This window comes from Curtobacterium sp. 22159, from assembly GCF_052045775.1.
Classification (GTDB): Bacteria; Actinomycetota; Actinomycetes; order Actinomycetales; family Microbacteriaceae; genus Curtobacterium.
This window is the reverse complement of sequence record NZ_JBQEPN010000003.1, coordinates 265137-280735: the sequence shown is the minus strand read 5'-3', so window position 1 is coordinate 280735 and position 15599 is coordinate 265137. Positions and strand designations below refer to the sequence as shown.

At 71.8% G+C, this 15599-nt stretch carries 18 protein-coding genes; 9 read left to right on the top strand and 9 right to left on the bottom strand.

Going from position 1 to position 15599, the window contains the following annotated elements:
* The first annotated feature begins 36 nt into the window (after positions 1-36).
* Complete coding sequence (locus ACTJKO_RS05295; RefSeq protein ID WP_440686419.1) at positions 37-1749, top strand: APC family permease; 1713 nt, start codon at positions 37-39, stop codon at positions 1747-1749.
* 8 nt (positions 1750-1757) lie between these two features.
* Here ACTJKO_RS05295 and ACTJKO_RS05290 read toward each other — a convergent pair whose 3' ends face one another.
* Positions 1758-2795, bottom strand: a complete 1038-nt coding sequence (locus tag ACTJKO_RS05290) for a hypothetical protein (RefSeq protein WP_440686417.1) — start codon at positions 2793-2795, stop codon at positions 1758-1760.
* Positions 2796-2994: 199 nt separating this feature from the next.
* On the opposite strand from ACTJKO_RS05290, the gene ACTJKO_RS05285 reads away from it, so the two are divergent.
* Both ACTJKO_RS05285 and ACTJKO_RS05280 read left to right on the top strand, forming a co-directional pair.
* Positions 2995-3606, top strand: a complete 612-nt coding sequence (locus tag ACTJKO_RS05285; protein ID WP_440686415.1) for a hypothetical protein — start codon at positions 2995-2997, stop codon at positions 3604-3606.
* Complete coding sequence (locus ACTJKO_RS05280; RefSeq protein WP_440686413.1) at positions 3606-3830, top strand: helix-turn-helix domain-containing protein; 225 nt, start codon at positions 3606-3608, stop codon at positions 3828-3830. The genes ACTJKO_RS05285 and ACTJKO_RS05280 overlap by 1 nt, the downstream gene beginning before the upstream one ends.
* 9 nt (positions 3831-3839) lie before the next feature.
* Here the strand turns inward: ACTJKO_RS05280 and ACTJKO_RS05275 are convergent, their stop codons facing one another.
* A complete protein-coding gene (locus ACTJKO_RS05275; protein ID WP_440686411.1) occupies positions 3840-4589 on the bottom strand; it encodes an SDR family NAD(P)-dependent oxidoreductase in 750 nt (249 codons plus the stop codon).
* Between the two features lie 159 nt (positions 4590-4748).
* Between ACTJKO_RS05275 and ACTJKO_RS05270 the strand changes: the two genes are divergently transcribed.
* A complete protein-coding gene (locus ACTJKO_RS05270; protein WP_440686409.1) occupies positions 4749-5339 on the top strand; it encodes a TetR/AcrR family transcriptional regulator in 591 nt (196 codons plus the stop codon).
* 51 nt (positions 5340-5390) lie between these two features.
* Here the strand turns inward: ACTJKO_RS05270 and ACTJKO_RS05265 are convergent, their stop codons facing one another.
* From ACTJKO_RS05265 to ACTJKO_RS05250, 4 genes are all read right to left on the bottom strand, one after another.
* On the bottom strand, positions 5391-6467 hold the full coding sequence (locus tag ACTJKO_RS05265; RefSeq protein ID WP_440686407.1) for an ABC transporter permease: 1077 nt from the start codon (positions 6465-6467) through the stop codon (positions 5391-5393).
* Positions 6464-7345, bottom strand: a complete 882-nt coding sequence (locus ACTJKO_RS05260; RefSeq protein ID WP_440686405.1) for an ABC transporter ATP-binding protein — start codon at positions 7343-7345, stop codon at positions 6464-6466. The genes ACTJKO_RS05265 and ACTJKO_RS05260 overlap by 4 nt, the downstream gene beginning before the upstream one ends.
* A 134-nt stretch (positions 7346-7479) precedes the next feature.
* Positions 7480-8160, bottom strand: coding sequence for a response regulator (locus tag ACTJKO_RS05255; RefSeq protein ID WP_440686402.1), 681 nt, complete (start codon positions 8158-8160; stop codon positions 7480-7482).
* Positions 8142-9449 (bottom strand): sensor histidine kinase, encoded by a 1308-nt coding sequence (locus ACTJKO_RS05250; RefSeq protein WP_440686400.1) that lies wholly within the window; start codon positions 9447-9449, stop codon positions 8142-8144. The genes ACTJKO_RS05255 and ACTJKO_RS05250 overlap by 19 nt, the downstream gene beginning before the upstream one ends.
* 117 nt (positions 9450-9566) lie before the next feature.
* On the opposite strand from ACTJKO_RS05250, the gene ACTJKO_RS05245 reads away from it, so the two are divergent.
* Positions 9567-9905, top strand: coding sequence for a YciI family protein (locus ACTJKO_RS05245; RefSeq protein WP_440686398.1), 339 nt, complete (start codon positions 9567-9569; stop codon positions 9903-9905).
* Here ACTJKO_RS05245 and ACTJKO_RS05240 read toward each other — a convergent pair.
* Complete coding sequence (locus ACTJKO_RS05240; protein ID WP_440686396.1) at positions 9811-11043, bottom strand: MFS transporter; 1233 nt, start codon at positions 11041-11043, stop codon at positions 9811-9813. The genes ACTJKO_RS05245 and ACTJKO_RS05240 overlap by 95 nt on opposite strands.
* A 23-nt stretch (positions 11044-11066) precedes the next feature.
* Between ACTJKO_RS05240 and ACTJKO_RS05235 the strand changes: the two genes are divergently transcribed.
* On the top strand, positions 11067-11618 hold the full coding sequence (locus ACTJKO_RS05235; RefSeq protein ID WP_440686394.1) for a TetR/AcrR family transcriptional regulator: 552 nt from the start codon (positions 11067-11069) through the stop codon (positions 11616-11618).
* Between the two features lie 78 nt (positions 11619-11696).
* Here the strand turns inward: ACTJKO_RS05235 and ACTJKO_RS05230 are convergent, their stop codons facing one another.
* Positions 11697-12326, bottom strand: coding sequence for a LysE family translocator (locus ACTJKO_RS05230; protein ID WP_440686392.1), 630 nt, complete (start codon positions 12324-12326; stop codon positions 11697-11699).
* A gap of 83 nt (positions 12327-12409) precedes the next feature.
* Between ACTJKO_RS05230 and ACTJKO_RS05225 the strand changes: the two genes are divergently transcribed.
* Positions 12410-12865: an Lrp/AsnC family transcriptional regulator gene (locus ACTJKO_RS05225; protein WP_440686390.1), complete on the top strand. Its 456-nt coding sequence runs from the start codon at positions 12410-12412 to the stop codon at positions 12863-12865.
* Positions 12862-13755: an alpha/beta hydrolase gene (locus tag ACTJKO_RS05220; protein ID WP_440686388.1), complete on the top strand. Its 894-nt coding sequence runs from the start codon at positions 12862-12864 to the stop codon at positions 13753-13755. Before ACTJKO_RS05225 ends, ACTJKO_RS05220 begins: the two co-directional genes overlap by 4 nt.
* A gap of 27 nt (positions 13756-13782) precedes the next feature.
* On the opposite strand, the gene ACTJKO_RS05215 is transcribed toward ACTJKO_RS05220, so the two are convergent.
* Positions 13783-14265, bottom strand: coding sequence for an ATP-dependent zinc protease family protein (locus ACTJKO_RS05215; RefSeq protein WP_440686386.1), 483 nt, complete (start codon positions 14263-14265; stop codon positions 13783-13785).
* A gap of 89 nt (positions 14266-14354) precedes the next feature.
* On the opposite strand from ACTJKO_RS05215, the gene ACTJKO_RS05210 reads away from it, so the two are divergent.
* Complete coding sequence (locus tag ACTJKO_RS05210) at positions 14355-15548, top strand: RimK family alpha-L-glutamate ligase (RefSeq protein ID WP_440686384.1); 1194 nt, start codon at positions 14355-14357, stop codon at positions 15546-15548.
* Positions 15549-15599: the final 51 nt, after the last annotated feature.

Genomic DNA, 15599 nt, shown 5'->3' with positions numbered 1-15599 from the left:
TTTCCGTCGCTCGCCATCCGACGAGGTGTGGTGGTCATGCGAGACGGACGAGTCGTGACGGTGTCGACCGAGACGGTCGGCGCGGAGAAGGGGCTGCGCCCCGGTGCCATCGGGTTGGTCGGCAGCGTCGTGATGGGCATCTCCTCCACGGCGCCGGCGTACAGTCTCGCCGCGAGCCTCGGTCTGGTCGTGGCCAGCGGCGGCGCGCTCCTCGCCGGGGTCAAGGCGCCAGCGATCATGCTGCTCGCGTTCATCCCGATGTGGATGATCGCCGTGGCCTACCAGGAGCTCAACCGCGAGGACCCCGACTGCGGCACGACGTTCACCTGGGCGACGCGGGCGTTCGGTGCGGTGACGGGGTGGCTCGGTGGCTGGGGGATCATCGCCGCCGACGTGATCGTCATGGCGAACCTGGCGCAGATCGCGGGCTCGTACGGGTACGCCTTCGTCGGCGTGGTGACCAACGACCCGGCCATCAGCGCCCTCGGTGACAGCACGCTCTGGTCGACCGTCGCGGGCGTGGCCTGGATCGCCGTGATGACGGTCATCTGCTACGTCGGCGTCGAGGTGTCGGCGCGGATGCAGTACGTCCTGCTCGGCGTGGAGGTGCTCGTGCTCGTCGTGTTCGCCGCCGTCGCGCTGGTCCGGGTGGCCACGGGCAACGGGGTGTCGGGGTCACTCGTCCCGTCCCTGTCGTGGTTGTGGCCGAGCGGCATGGACTTCGGGTCCGTGATCGCGCCGGCGATGCTCACCGCGATCTTCATCTACTGGGGGTGGGACACGGCCGTCTCGCTCAACGAGGAGACGAAGGACCCGGAGAAGACACCGGGGCGCGCCGCGGTCATCAGCACGGTCCTGCTCCTGGTCATCTACGCGCTCGTGTCGATCGCGGCGATCGCGTTCGCAGGCGTCGGGACGAAGGGCATCGGGCTCGGCTCCCAGGCGAACGCGGACGACGTGTTCTCCGCGATCGGTCCGGCCCTGTTCGGGACCTCGTTCCTCGGTCACGCGGCAATGGCCCTGCTGTCCTTCTCGATCCTCACCTCGGCGTCCGCGTCGACGCAGACGACGATCATGCCGACGGCGAGGACCTCGTTGTCGATGGCGGTCTACAAGGCCCTGCCGTCGCACTTCGCACGTATCCACAAGCGGTTCCTCACACCGACCTGGTCGACCGTCGGGATGGGCGTCGCGTCCATCGGCTTCTACGTGCTGTTCACCGTCATCTCGACGAACCTGCTCACGGCGCTGATCGGCTCGGTCGGCCTCATGATCGCGTTCTACTACGGACTCACCGGGTTCGCGTGCGTCTGGGTGTACCGCCGCACGCTGTTCACCAGCGTCCGGCACTTCCTCATGCGCGGCGTCGTCCCCCTGCTGGGCGGCCTGACGCTCGGCATCACCTTCGTGTACGGCCTCGTACAGTTCGCGCAGCCCGACTGGTTGCAGGGTGACGACGGCAAGGACGTGACCATCTTCGGCATCGGGGCGGTCGCCGTGGTCGGGGTCGGGTCGATCCTCATCGGCGCGGTCCTGATGGTGGTCTGGTGGGTGCGGTCGCCGGACTTCTTCGCCGGACGGACACTGAACGCGACGACCGGGATCCTCGTCCTCGACGCGCCGGGAGCGGGGCCGGAACCGACCGTCATCGCGCCGGACTTCTCGAACCTGCCCACGGGGAGCGTCGCGGTGGACGAGGAGACCGGGAAGCGGTTCCGACGGACCCGTTCACGACGCGACGACGGCTGACCGGAGCCTCAGCGCCGGAGGTCGCGCCGCAGCGAACGCAGCACCCGCATGAGGACGTCGAGCTTCGTCTGTCCGGCCTCGAACGGGCGGCCGAGCGTCGTGCGTGCCCCGATCACGAGCGTGCGGCCGTGGGTGAGGCCGAGCCAGAGTGCGTAGTCGACGCGCATGCCGCGGACGTCGTGCGTCGCCAGGTCGATGGTGCGGATGTCCGACCACGCGATGTCGATCACCGGAGCGTCCCGGGCGGGCGACCACCCGTGGAGTCCGGCGGCGTCGACCGTCCAGATCTCCGGCCGCGGACGGGGGAGGTCCTCGGTCGCGCGGCGGCCCCTCGTCACGACCGGCAGGAAGAACGCCGACCGCCTCCCGCTCTCCCGGATCCGGGCGAGGGTCCGGTGGTCACGCCGACCGCTCCACCGGGTCCCGATGACGATGACGACCCCGACCACGGCGAGGAAGGCCGGGAACAGCAGCGCTGAGGACCGAGCTCGCGCCCCGGTCACGTGGTCGAAGAACGTCGGGGTGCTGAGCTCAGCGACGAGGGTCGCGAGAGCGCCGAGCGCCAGCACCGTGCCGCCGACGATCACCGGCCACGGTGTCGGCACGACACCGTCGCGCAGTCGTTGCACCCACCGGTCCGCCGCGTACTCCACTGCTCCATCGTGTCCCGCCACGGGTCGGCCCGGCCGGTGTGGGGCTAAGTTCCGGGCGGAACGGCGCCGTCCGAAGAGTGCCGCGACGAGACGCCCGAAGCGCGGCCGAGGCGCGGCTTGCACCTGGACCGACCGGGTCGGAGCGCGGAATGCGAGGTCGTGCAGCATGTTCCGCTTCGAGCCGTCCCAGTTCGCGAACAGGTACGCACCACCGAGGAACGTCATGCTCCGGACAGGTGTGCGCTTCCAGGAGTCCGCGGCGACGTAGTACCCGGCGTGACCGGCGTGGATGTTCCGGATCACGGTGTCGACGTCGATGACGCTGGTCGGCGTCACGACGGCGGTGATGCCCGTGCGGTCACGGGCGACGTACTCGATGAGGTGTTCTGACACGAGAGGCTCTTGGTCGCAGTTCGTTCCCGCCGGACCGCGGGGAGGGCACGACGGGGCTTGGCCGGAATCGTCGTTGCTTCCGTCGCTCAGGATACGCCGTGGGTCCTGGGCTCCGTGTGCTCTTGTCCTCGTCCCGCGTTATCGTTTATCGTTGTTATCGAAGATCGATGGTAACGAAGATCGACAGGGGAGACAGATCATGACCACACCCGTGTACGACCCACCCCGTGGGCGGAACTCGTTCATCGGCTACGTCGCGCTGTGCGCCCTCGGCATCGTGGTCGTCGTCGGCGCCTACCTCGGTGACCTGCTGGCGTCGGTGCGCTCGGGCGTCGTCGAGGTGCCGGTCCGGGTGGATGCGACCGCCGACGTCCCGCAGCCCCCGGGCGGCGCGACGGTGCGCGCCGCCCAGATGCTGCTGCAGGTCCGGACGGCGGACGTCCCTGCCGGGGCGGTCACGGCCATCCGGATCGGGGACGCCGCTGGGGCCCTGCTCGTCGTGGCCCTCATCGCCGTCGTCGGGTGGATCGCCCTCCGGATCAGCAGGGGGCGCTTGTTCGACGCCTCCATGCCCCGCATCCTCGATCTCCTCGGCGTCACCGTCGTGCTCCTCGGGGTCGTTCCGGCCTTCGTCCGACACCTCGGCTGGAACTGGGTGGTGTCCGGCCTCGGCTGGCACGGCAGGCTGCCGGAACCGGTCGCCGAGCCGATGTGGTTGCCGATCTACATCGGGCTGCTCGTGGTGGTCTGCTTCCGGTTCGCGCTCACCGCGTCGCAGCGCATGGTGCGCGACCAGGCCGGGCTGGTCTGATGCCGCCGGAGGAGGACGGTCACGCGGTCGTGTGCCACCTCGACGACCTGCTGGCCGCACGCGGGATGACCCTGACCGAACTCGCGAACCGGGTCGGGGTGACCGTCGTGAACCTCTCCGTGCTGAAGAACAACCGGGCGAGGGCGATCCGTTTCTCCACCCTCACCGCGCTCTGCGACGCGCTCGGGTGCCAGCCCGGCGACCTCTTCTCAGTCCAGCACTGACGGCCCCGGTCAGACCTGGCTCGCGCCTCCGTCGACGTACAGCTCCGCGCCGGTGACGTAGCTGCTGCGCGGTGAGCCGAGGAACAGGACCGCGTCCGCCACCTCGTCCTCGGTGCCGAGGCGCTGCATCGGCACACCGGAGGCGAGGCCGCCGAGCAGCGCTTCGGCATCCTCCGGGCTCCCGGCGAGGCCGGACAGTCCGGGCGTGCCGATCGGACCCGGTGCGACCACGTTCACGCGGACACCGCGCTCGACGAGTTCCGCTGCCCAGCTCCGGGCGAGCGAGCGCACCGCGGCCTTCGTCGCGGCGTAGACGCTGAACGCGGGGTTCCCCTTGACGTCGATGTTGGAACCGGTGAGCACGATCGCCGAACCCTTCCCGAGGTGCGGGAGGGCGCCCTGCACCGTGTTGATCACCCCGCCGACGTTCGCGTTGAAGGTCGTCGTGTAGTGGTCCCAACTGATCTGTCCGAGGGGTGCGAACTCGCCGCCGCCCGCGTTGGCGAAGACGAGGTCGAGACGGCTCCCGCGCTCGCGCACGGCCTCGAACACCCGCTCGACGTCGGCGGGCACTGCCACGTCGCCGCGGACGGGCGTCACCGCGTCTCCGAGTTCCTCCGCCACGGCGTCGAGCGCCTGCGGGCGGCGTCCCGTCACGACGACGTGCGCGCCCTCCGCGACGAGCCGGCGGACGACGGCCAGGCCGATGCCCGACGTCCCGCCGGTGACGAGTGCTGTGGTCCCCGTGAAGTCACCCATGATCGTTCCTCTCTCCGGCTCCGAGTGGAGCATTTAGGTACCAATCGGTACAGAAAGGAACGTAGACCGCTTGCGGGGTGTTGTCAAATCTGTACCGATGGGTATGAAAAGGCTGAGTGCGAGTATTCTGGTCTGATCGGTACAGATCGGAGGAGCAGGATGGCGACACGAGGACGCCCCAGGGGCTTCGATGCCGACGCGGCACTCGACAACGCGGTCGAGGTCTTCTGGCGCCAGGGGTACGCAGGGACCAGCCTCGAGGACCTGACGACGGCGATGGGCATCAACCGCCCGAGCCTCTACGCGGCGTTCGGCAACAAGGAGGCCACCTTCCGGAAGGCGCTGGACCGCTACGCCGAGGTCGAGATGGCCTACGTCTCCGACGCTCTGGCCGAGCCCACGGCGCGCGCGGTCGCCGAGCACTACCTGCGGAGCAACGTGGCGGCGGTCACCAACCCTGGCCGGCCCGCTGGTTGTCTGTCGATCCAGGGCGGCCTCGCCGGCGGGGGCGACGACCGGCGGATCGTGGCGTTCCTCGAGGAGAGCCGAGCCGGTGGGGAGCGGCGCATCGCCGACCGGTTCCGCGCAGCGCACGAGGCAGGCGACCTGCCCGCCGACGAGGATCCCGAGGAACTCACGAAGTACGTGGTGACCGTGTCCGCCGGGCTCGCCGTGCAGGCGAGCAGCGGCGCGAGCCGCGGCGAGCTGGCGGCCGTCGTCGAGCGCGCGTTGCGCGCGTTCCCGGGCTGACGGACGGACTGGAGGCGCGGTGCACCGCGCCTCCCGTCCGAGCCGACGGCGTCAGCCCCGCAACGCCTCCGTCAGCTTGACCCGTCCGCCGGTCCGGAGCAGGGCGTTCTCGTAGACCCGCGCCCCGACGAGCACGACCAGGACGACGGACACGGCGACGACGACGAGGGACAGCACGGGCTCCCACCACTCGGCGGTCCCGAGGAAGATGCGCATCGGCATCCCGATCGGAGCGCTGAACGGCACGTACGACATCACGCCGAGGATCGTCGGGTCGTCGTACGCGACGATGATCAGCACGTACGGGATCATCACGAGCATCATCACCGGGGTGGTCACGCTGCCGACGTCCTCCTGGCGGGACACGAGCACCGCCGCGGCCGCGAACAGTGCGGCGATGAGCACGAACCCGATCGCGAAGAACCCGACGAACCACAGCATGCTCGGCCCGAGCACGGTGAACATGTTGTCCTGCCCGGTGACGGCCAGGGCGACGGCCGCGGCGATGGCGACCGCGACGATCTGCGCGAACGCCATCACGCTGTTGCCGATGACCTTGCCGGCGAGCAGGGCCCGGGCCGGGATCGCCGCCATGAGGATCTCGACGACACGGGTGGACTTCTCCTCGACGACGCTCTGCGCGATCGACTGGCCGAACGTCACCGCGGATGCGAAGTAGACCACCCCGAACGCCAGCGCGACGAGGTACACGAGCCCACCGGGGATCGCGTCCGGGTCGAGCAGGTCGACGCGGGGGGAGGCACTGAGCGCCTGGACGACGTCCGTCGGGGCGTCGTGCAGGCCGACGACGGCGTACCCCAGCGGATCGTCGGACGGCACCACGGCCGCATCGACGTCGCCGCTCCGCACGAGTCGCTCCGCCTCCTTCGCGGTGGACGTGTGCGTCACGTCGAGGCCGGTCGTGGTCGGGAGCGACACCCCGTCCGCGACGGCCACGGGTGTGGTGTCGCCGGCGGTGGCCTTCCCGACGATCCCGCCGACGACGATCGACGCGACGACCATGAGGACGAGGATGCACGCGGACACGACGAACGCCTTGCTGCGGAGCCGCGCCTGGACCTCGCGGACGGCGACGAGCTGCACGGACGCAGCGAACGAGCCGTTCACCGGACCACCTCGCGGAAGACCTCGCTGAGCCGGGGGACCCTCGGCGCGAACGACCCGACCGTGCCGTGCTGCACCGCGCGCTGCAGCACGCGCTGGGCGGTGACGCCGTCGGCCTCGAACACCGCGTAGCCGCCGTCGAACGCACGGACGATGACGCCGGGCTCGTCACGGAGCCACGCGACGTCGCCGTCCACGAGGAGCTCCCACGCGCTCGGTCCGGCCTGCTTCCGCAACTCGTCCTGTGGCCCGGCAGCGCGGATGGTCCCGTCGGCGATCACGACGACGTCGTCGCAGAGTCGCTCGACCACGTCCAGCTGGTGGCTCGAGAAGAGGACCGGCGCGCCGTCCCCCGCAGCCTCGCGCAGCACGGCGAGCACGACGTCGACGGCCATCGGGTCGAGCCCGGAGAACGGCTCGTCGAGCACGAGCACCTCGGGGCCGTGCGCCAGCGCCGCGGCGACCTGCACACGCTGCTGGTTGCCGAGCGACAGCTTCTCGACGGCGTCACCGGCGTGCGCCGTCAGCCCGAGCCGTTCCAGCAGGTCGGCGGTCCGTGCGGCGGCGGTGGCCTTCCCGACGCCGTGCAGCCGGGCGAAGTACGTGATCTGCTCGGCCACCGGCATCTTCGGGTAGAGGCCGCGTTCCTCGGGCATGTACCCGAAACGGCGGCGGTCGGCCGGACCGACCGGGGTGCCGTCGATCGAGACCGTGCCCGCGTCGGCCTGCAGGACGCCGAGCAGGATCCGCATGGTGGTCGTCTTGCCGGCGCCGTTCCCGCCGACGAACCCGGTCAGGCGTCCGTCGCCGACCGTGAACGTCACGTCGTCGAGCACCCGGCGGTCGCCGTAGTGCTTCGTCACCCCGTCGATGGTGAGCATCTCGTTCCCCTCTCGTGGCGGTCCCGCCGCCTGCCTCGACGCTACGGGGACGTGCGGGCCCGGCACCTCCCGCGACGGACGGGTCTCCCCGGCGTCCGCCCTCCGCCTTCCGGGGGAGCGCGGGTGGCCCGCGGTCAGGCCTGGGGACCGGCGACGCCGTGCTCGAACGCCCAGACCACGGCCTGGATGCGGTCGCGCAGCCCGAGCTTCTGGAGCACGTTCGACACGTGCGTCTTCACGGTGGCCTCACCGACGAACAGGGTGGCGGCGATCTCGGCGTTGCTGCAGCCCCGGGAGAGCAGCCGCAGGACCTCGGCCTCGCGGTCGGTGAGCCCGGCGGCGGCGATCGCGTCGGCACCGGCGACCGCGGAGCGCAGCGCCGGGTGCTCCGTCGCCCGTCGGATCACACGCCGGGTCACGTCCGGGGCGAGCAGCGCGTCGCCGGCAGCGACCGTGCGGACGGCGTCGATCAGCCGTTCGGGGGAGGCGTTCTTCAGCAGGAAGCCGCTCGCACCCGCCTCGAGCGCCTGGAACAGGGCGTCGTCGTGGTCGAACGTCGTCAGGACCAGCACGGCGGGCGGGTCGGGGAGCGCCGCGATGCGCCGCGCCGCCTCGAGCCCGTCGACGCCCGGCATCTGCACGTCGAGGCAGACGACCTGCGGACGGTGTGTGCGGACGGCGTCGACCGCCCGGGCGCCGTCCGCGGCTTCGGCGACCACCCGGAAGCCGGGCTCGGACTCGAGGATGACACGGAGCCCTGCCCGGACGAGGTCCTGGTCGTCCGCGAGCACGATCGTCAGGTCGTCGGCAGCCATGCCCGCACCAGGTACCCTCCCCGGGCGCGTGGCCCGATCTCGATGCGGCCACCGACCGCGGCCACCCGTTCGCGCATGCCGACGTGTCCGAGCCCGCTGCCCGTCGCGTCGTTCACCCGGCGCCCCGCTCCGGCCTCGCCGCGGCCGTCGTCGGTGACCTCGACCTCGACGCCGTCCGCGAGGTACCGGACCCGGACATCGGCCCGAGCTGCAGGTCCGGCGTGCTTCAGGACGTTCGTCACGGCCTCCTGCACGACTCGGTACGCCACCGCGGACACGGTCGGCGGGACGTCCCGTTCCACTCCGACGATCACGAACGCCGTCGGGTGTCCGGCGGTCCGGGCGGCGTCCGCGAGCTCACGGATGCGCCCGAGCCCCTCGGTGCTCGGAGCGTCCCGGCGACCCTCGCCCGAGCCGTCAGTGGCCTGGTCCGCGCCGGTGTCGTGCTCGTCCGAGCGGAGGGTGCCGAGCATCCGGCGCAGCTCCTCGACCGCGGTGCGGGCGCTCTCCTCGACCACGCCGAGGGACGCGGTCGCCTGGTCCGGGTCGCGGCCGATGACGCGCCGGGCGGCACCGGCCTGCACCCCCATGAGGGACACGTGGTGGGCGACGACGTCGTGCAGCTCCCGGGCGATCCGGACGCGTTCGATCGTCACGGCCTGGGCGGCGTTGCGCTCGCGTTCGGCTGCGAGTTCCGCGGTCCGCTCGTCGAGCTGGTGTCGGGCGACGGCGGACGCCCACGCGCGGTTCCCGGCGTACCAGGCGGCACCGAAGTAGATCACGTTGATGAGGACGTTGAGCAACGAGAGGGCGATGACGGGTGGGATGAGGCTGCCGTCCCGTTCCGGCAGCGCGCTCGGGACCGCCCAGCCGAACGCGATCGCGAGGAACAGCCACGCGAACATCCCGCCGATGACGACCCACCGGACGACCTCGGCCCGGATGCGGTCCGAGCACCAGGCACCGACCGTGTAGAGCGCGATGAACAGCGTGAAGTTGATGAGGAGGACCTCGGGCACGTGCAGGAGCTGCGTGGCCGTGAACGCCAGCGCGGACACGACCGCGACGGTCATCGGCCAGCGACGACGGAAGGCGATCGGTGCCGCGTTCGCCACGACGAAGGCCGCGGACACCCACCAGGCGGCCTGGTCGTCGCCGTAGGTGCCGGCGGAGCCCGAGAGCGTCGTCGTCACGGCGAGCCCGGCTGCGAGCACGAGCGCCAGGACGACGTCCTGACGGTGTTCCCGTCGCCCCACCGGCAGCCTCGACCACCCCGCCGTCGTCCCCATGCGGACCACGCTAGCGGGTCCGGTGGCCGACCTGGAGGCGCGGTGTCGGTACCCGACGTCCGTCACCCGCACCGCGCCTCCAGGAGTAGTCTCCGGCCGACGAACAGGGGAGTCGCCGTGCAGTTCCTCGTCAACGTCATCGACGACGGTCAGGCCCGCGCGGCCGGCCGTACCGAATCCGCGACCCAGGCCGAGATGGACGCGGTCGACGCGCTCAACGACCGGCTCGGGGATGCGGTCGTGTTCGCTGCCGGGGTGTCCGCGCCCGCCGACGGCACCGTCGTCGACGCCCGCGGCGGCACGCCCGACACGGCCGCCGGGCTCGTCGGCGACCACGACGCGTACGTCGCCGGGTTCTGGGTCATGGACCTGCCGGACGCCGAGACCGCGCTGCGCGTCGCGACCGAGGCGTCGGCGGCGTGCAACCGGAGGATCGAGCTGCGTCCGCTGCTCTGACCGGCCGAGCGGCGAGGACGGCACCGGTGCTCACCGCGACCACGAGCGCGCCGGCGGCGAACGTCAGCGGGTACCCGACCTGCTGCACGAACGCTCCGGCTGCGGCCGCCCCCGCAGCCTGCCCGAGCACGAGCGCCACGAACAGCACCGACGTCCCCGCGGACGCCCGCTCCGCGTCGATCGCGGTCGTCCAGGCGATGAGGGCACCGGTCGCGGCCGTGTACGCCCACCCGAAGACCGCGCACGCCGCCATCGCGAGCAGTGTCGATCGAGGTGCAGCCCCGAGCGTCAGGACCGCGACCGCGCCCCCGCCGGCGGTGATCGCCCAGAGTCGTCGTGGACCGATCCTGCTCGTCCAGGGCGCGGTGAGGACGACCGCGGCTCCGCCGAGACCGAGCGCGATCCACGCGGACACCGACACGACGGGCGGAGCGCCGGCGTCGACGAGCAGTGCGCGTGCGTACGTCCAGACGACCGCCGTTCCCGCACCGAAGAGGACGGCGAGCACGACGACGGAGCCGTGCGCCCGGAACCACGACCGGGAAGGACCGGGCGACCGGACGGATGGACCGCCCCCATCGCCGCGTGCCACCGCGAGCAGCGCCGCGCCCACCGCGAGCGTGAACAGGCCGGACCAGGCCCACGCCGCACGCCACCCGGGCAGCAGGAGGAGTGCGAGCACGCCGGCGCCCACGAGTCCGGGGCCCGTCCCGGCGTTGACGACGGACTGCGCCCGGTCCAGCACCTGCTCCGGGACGTGCTGCGCGACGATGCGGACCAGAGCGGGCGAGGCGAGCCCGGCGGCCGCGGACGCGATCACCGAGGCCGAGCCGAACACGCCCGGCCCCTGCGCCGCCGCCATCGCGAGCGCGCCGAACCCGGCGACGAGTGCGGACGCTGTGACCAGGGCGCGGGGGCACCGGCTCGCGAGCACGAACCCGACCACCGCGCCGACGCAGTACGACGCGGAGGCGCCCGACGAGATCCGACCGGCGGCGGCGTCGGGCAGCCCGAGGTCGTGCTGCACGTCGGGCAGGAACAGGCCGTACGCCAGTCGGACGAGCCCGTACGTCGCGGCGATGAGCGCGAGTCCGGTCGCGAGCAGGAGCCGTTGCCGTAACGAAAACGATCGTTTCACTTGTCGGAGCCTAGGGTGCTCTCATGGCCATGCGTCCAGGAACCGAGCAGAAGCTCCTCGACGCCGCCGAGGAGCTCTTCTTCACGCAGGGCATCGCGGCGACCCCGATCGACGCCGTCCTCGAGCGCGCCGGGATCTCCAGCGCCACCCTGTACCGCGGCTTCGCGAGCAAGGAGTCGCTCGTGGCCGCGGCGCTCGACCGCCGCCACGACGACTGGGTCGCCGTCTGGGATCGGGCCGTCACCGCCGCGCAGGACGACCGCGGGCGACTGCTCGCCGTGTTCGACGCGCTCGACGCCTACCGCTCCACGCCGTCGGGGTCACGGTGGTGCGCGTTCCTCGGCACCGCCGCCGAGTACGCCGACGCCCCGGACGACCTGCGTGCCGTGCTCGACCGGGAGACCGGCACCCTGCGGCGGCGTCTGACCGACTTCGCCGTGCCCGTCGTCGGCGACCGGGCGGCGGCGCTCGCCGAGCAGCTGTTGCTCGTGGTGTCCGGGTACCTCGCGATGCGGCTGCGGGATCCCGGTCTCGGCACCGAGGTCGCGCGCGGGATCGCTGCCGCACTGCTCTGACGCGGTGTGCGCGCCGACGTGGACGCGCTCGGCGCAGCAGCGGCACGACCTGCTCGGCGCAGCAGCGGGACGACCTGCTCAGTGCAGCAGCGGCACGACCTGCTCGGCCAGCAGCCCGAGGCCGATGAGCACCATGAGCGCGCCGGACACCTTCGTCACCACGACCCGGGCCCGTGGGCGCGCGTGCAGGATCCTCCGCGCCGCCAACGCCACGAGCAGGTAGACGACCGCGCAGTCCACGAGGTGGAGGCTGCCCAGGACGCCCATCTGCACCGGGGCGGGCCAGCCACCGGGCGAGACGAACTGCGGCAGGAGCGCGAGGAGCAGCAGGATGCCCTTCGGGTTGATGCCGCTCACGCCGGCACCGCGGAGGAACCGCGTGCGGGCGCTGGCCCCGACGGGTCGGTCGCTCGCCGTGACCGGGGTGCTGCCCCGGGCGAGCAACGTGCTCCCGCCCAGGTACAGCAGGTACGCCGCCCCCGCGAGCGTCAGGACGGTGAGCGCCGCGGGGTACTCGGTGACGAGCGCCCCGACGCCGAGCGCCACGACGACGACCACGACGACGTAGCCACACACCATCCCGAGGATCGACGGCACCACGGACCGCGGTTGCAGGCCGGCCGCGATGGCGTACGCCCAGTCCGCGCCCGGTGTCAGGGCGAGCAGGAGCGCCACTGTCCAGAACTGCAGCACGAGGGTCAGGTCCACAGCACGAGACGCTACGGCGGATCGTGTGGGATGTGCTCCGCTTCTCCCGCTCGACACCCGGACTCTCTGCAATGATTGCCGCCATGGACGCACTCGACCGGGAGATCCTCTCACTCCTGCAGCACGACGGCCGGATGAGCGCCACCGACCTCGCCGCCGAGGTCGGCCTCAGCCTGTCCTCGTGCCACCGCCGCTTGAAGGCGCTCGAGCAGTCCGGCGCCATCGAGCGGTACCGCGCCGTCGTCTCGCCGGAAGCCGTCGGGCTGCACTTCGAGGCGATCGTGTTCGTGACCCTCGGCCGGACCGACCTCGAGACGATCGGCGGGTTCGAGGACCGGGTCCGGGGCATGCCGAACGTGGTCGAGGCACAGCGGCTGTTCGGCGACCCGGACTACCTGCTGCGCATCCTCACACGTGACCTCGCCGCCTACCAGGTGTTCTACGACACCGAACTCGGTACCTTGCCCGGTGTGCAGCGGATCTCCTCCACACTCGTGATGAAGCGCGTGACCTCGGACGGCACGGTGCCCCTCGGATGACCGCTCCGCGCGCGGCCCGCATCACCCGGCGGTCCCTGATCGTCGGCGGCGCGGCCCTCGTGGTCGCAGGCGGCGCAGCCGAGGCCGTGAACGCCCGCGTGCTGCCCGGCCGGTCCACCATGTACCGGGTCCTCGGGCTCGACGGGCCGGCCGGCACCGTGCCCGACGTCGCCGGCGTGCCGTCCACGTCGGGCACCTTCGTCTCCAGGGCGCGGAAGGGCCGGGAGGTCGGGTGGACGATCGCCGCTCCCGCGTCCGACACCGCGCTCCCGGTCGTGGTCGCGCTGCACGGCTACGGCGACGACCACGCCGACTTCTTCGGGCAGCACCTCGGGTACGACCGGTTCCTCGCCGCGCACATCACCGCCGGCGGCGCCCCGTTCGCGATCGCCTCGGTCGACGGCGGGAACCGCTACTGGCACCGCCGAGCAGACGGCGACGATCCGGCGTCGATGGTCGTGGACGAGTTCCTCCCGCTGCTCGCCCGACGCGGGTTCGACACCGCCCGGCTCGGCCTGACCGGGTACTCGATGGGCGGGTACGGCGCACTCCACCTCGCCGGCGTGCTCGGGTCGTCGCAAGTCCGCGCGGTGTCCGCGATCAGCCCCGCGCTCTGGACGCAGGCGGGCGAGACGGCACGCGGCGCGTTCGACGACCCCGAGGACTTCCGCGCCAACACCGTCCTCGGGCGTCAGCGCTCGCTGGACGGCGTCGCGGTCCGTGTGGACTGCGGCACCGGCGACGGGTTCGAACCGGCCGTCCGGACGTACGTCGACGGGTTCGCGACGGCCCCGGCCGGCGGCTTCGAGGCGGGTGGCCACACGACGGCCTACTGGCGACGACTGGCGCCGCAGCAGCTGACGTTCCTGGGCCGGCACCTGACCCGCTGACCCCACCCTCCGGACACCGGCGTCGCGTCAGGCGCGCCCGCGGTTCCGGCGCCGGATGTCCTTCGGCGCCCGGCCGGCCATGAACGACCTCGCCGGGTCGACCAGGAACCCCTGACGGAGTGCCTCGCGCCCGACGAGCATCCGGAACCCCATCTGGTCGCGGTTGCTCAGCGTGACCTCGGCCTCGAACACGCGACCCGCGAGGGTCATCTCCGTGAGGACCACGATGCGCTCCTGCGTGTGGCCGGTCGAGCTCCGGACGGTGCGGCGGTCGTGCACGTCGCACTCGATCGTGACGGCGTCCGCGTCGGTGTCCTGCCACGGGTGCACCGAGAACCGGACCCGGTCGCCGGGGAGTTCCTCGAGGTCGAACGCATGCAGGGCGGAGCTCCTGGCGCCGGTGTCGAGCTTCACCTTGATCCACGGGATGCCGAGGCCGGGCAGTCCGGCCCACTCGCGCCACCCGGCGACGACGAGACCGCCGTTCGGGGTCTTCGGCTCTCGGGGCATGCGCCCATCCTGTCGCATGCTCGGACACCGCGTGCGCATGCTTGGATGGAGCGTCGTCGTCGATACCGAGATCCCGCGGAGCAGCACCGATGAAACTCGCCATCCTGTCGCGTGCCCCGCACGCGTACTCGACCGCGCGCCTCCGGGCGGCCGCGCTCGACCGCGGCCACGAGGTCAAGGTGCTCAACACCCTGCGGTTCGCGATCGACCTGACGGGTGACGACCCGGACCTGCAGTACCGCGGCAAGCTGCTGAGCGACTACGACGCGATCCTGCCGCGGATCGGCAACTCGATCACGTACTACGGCACGGCCGTGGTCCGGCAGTTCGAGCAGATGGACGTGTACACGCCGAACACGGCCAACGGGATCACGAACTCGCGGGACAAGCTCCGGGCGAACCAGATCCTGTCCCGGCACGACATCGGCATGCCGGCCACGACGTTCGTCAACGGGCGCGCGGACGTCCGCGGGGCGATCGAGCGCGTCGGGGGTGCTCCCGTCGTGATCAAGCTGCTCGAGGGCACGCAGGGGATCGGCGTGATCCTCGCTCCCGAGGCGAAGGTCGCCGAGTCGATCGTCGAGACCCTGCACTCCACCAAGCAGAACGTCCTCATCCAGAGCTTCATCTCGGAGAGTCGCGGCAAGGACATCCGCGCGCTCGTGGTCGGTGACCGGGTCGTGGCCGCGATGCGCCGGAGCGCCTCCGGGGACGAGTTCCGGTCGAACGTGCACCGCGGCGGCACGGTCGAGAAGGTGACGTTGACGCCGGAGTACGAGGAGGCCGCCGTCCGGTCGGCGCAGATCATGGGCCTGCGGGTGGCCGGTGTGGACATGCTCGAGGGCAACGACGGGCCCCTCGTGATGGAGGTCAACTCGTCGCCGGGGCTCGAGGGCATCGAGCGCGCGACGGGCCTGGACATCGCCGGCGCGATCATCGACTTCATCGCGAACCAGGTCGCGTTCCCGGAGATCGACGTCCGGCAGCGTCTGTCGGTGTCGACGGGGTACGGCGTGGCCGAGCTCCTCGTGCACACGAACGCCGACCTCGTCGGGAAGACCATCAAGGAGTCCGGTCTCTGGGACCGGGACATCACCGTGCTCACGCTGCACCGCGGCTCGAGCGTGATCCCGAATCCGCGCAGCGGCGTCCCCCTCGAGTCCGGGGACCGCCTGCTGTGCTTCGGCAAGCTGGAAGAGATGCGCTCGATGATCCCGGAACGTCGGAAGCGCCGCGCGAAGGTCCGGAAGCTGCCCAAGGAGCCCCGCCTCCCCGATGCCTGAGCGGCCGTCCGCTCCGGGCCGGAGGCGCCGCTCAGCGCTTCCGGATCGCGC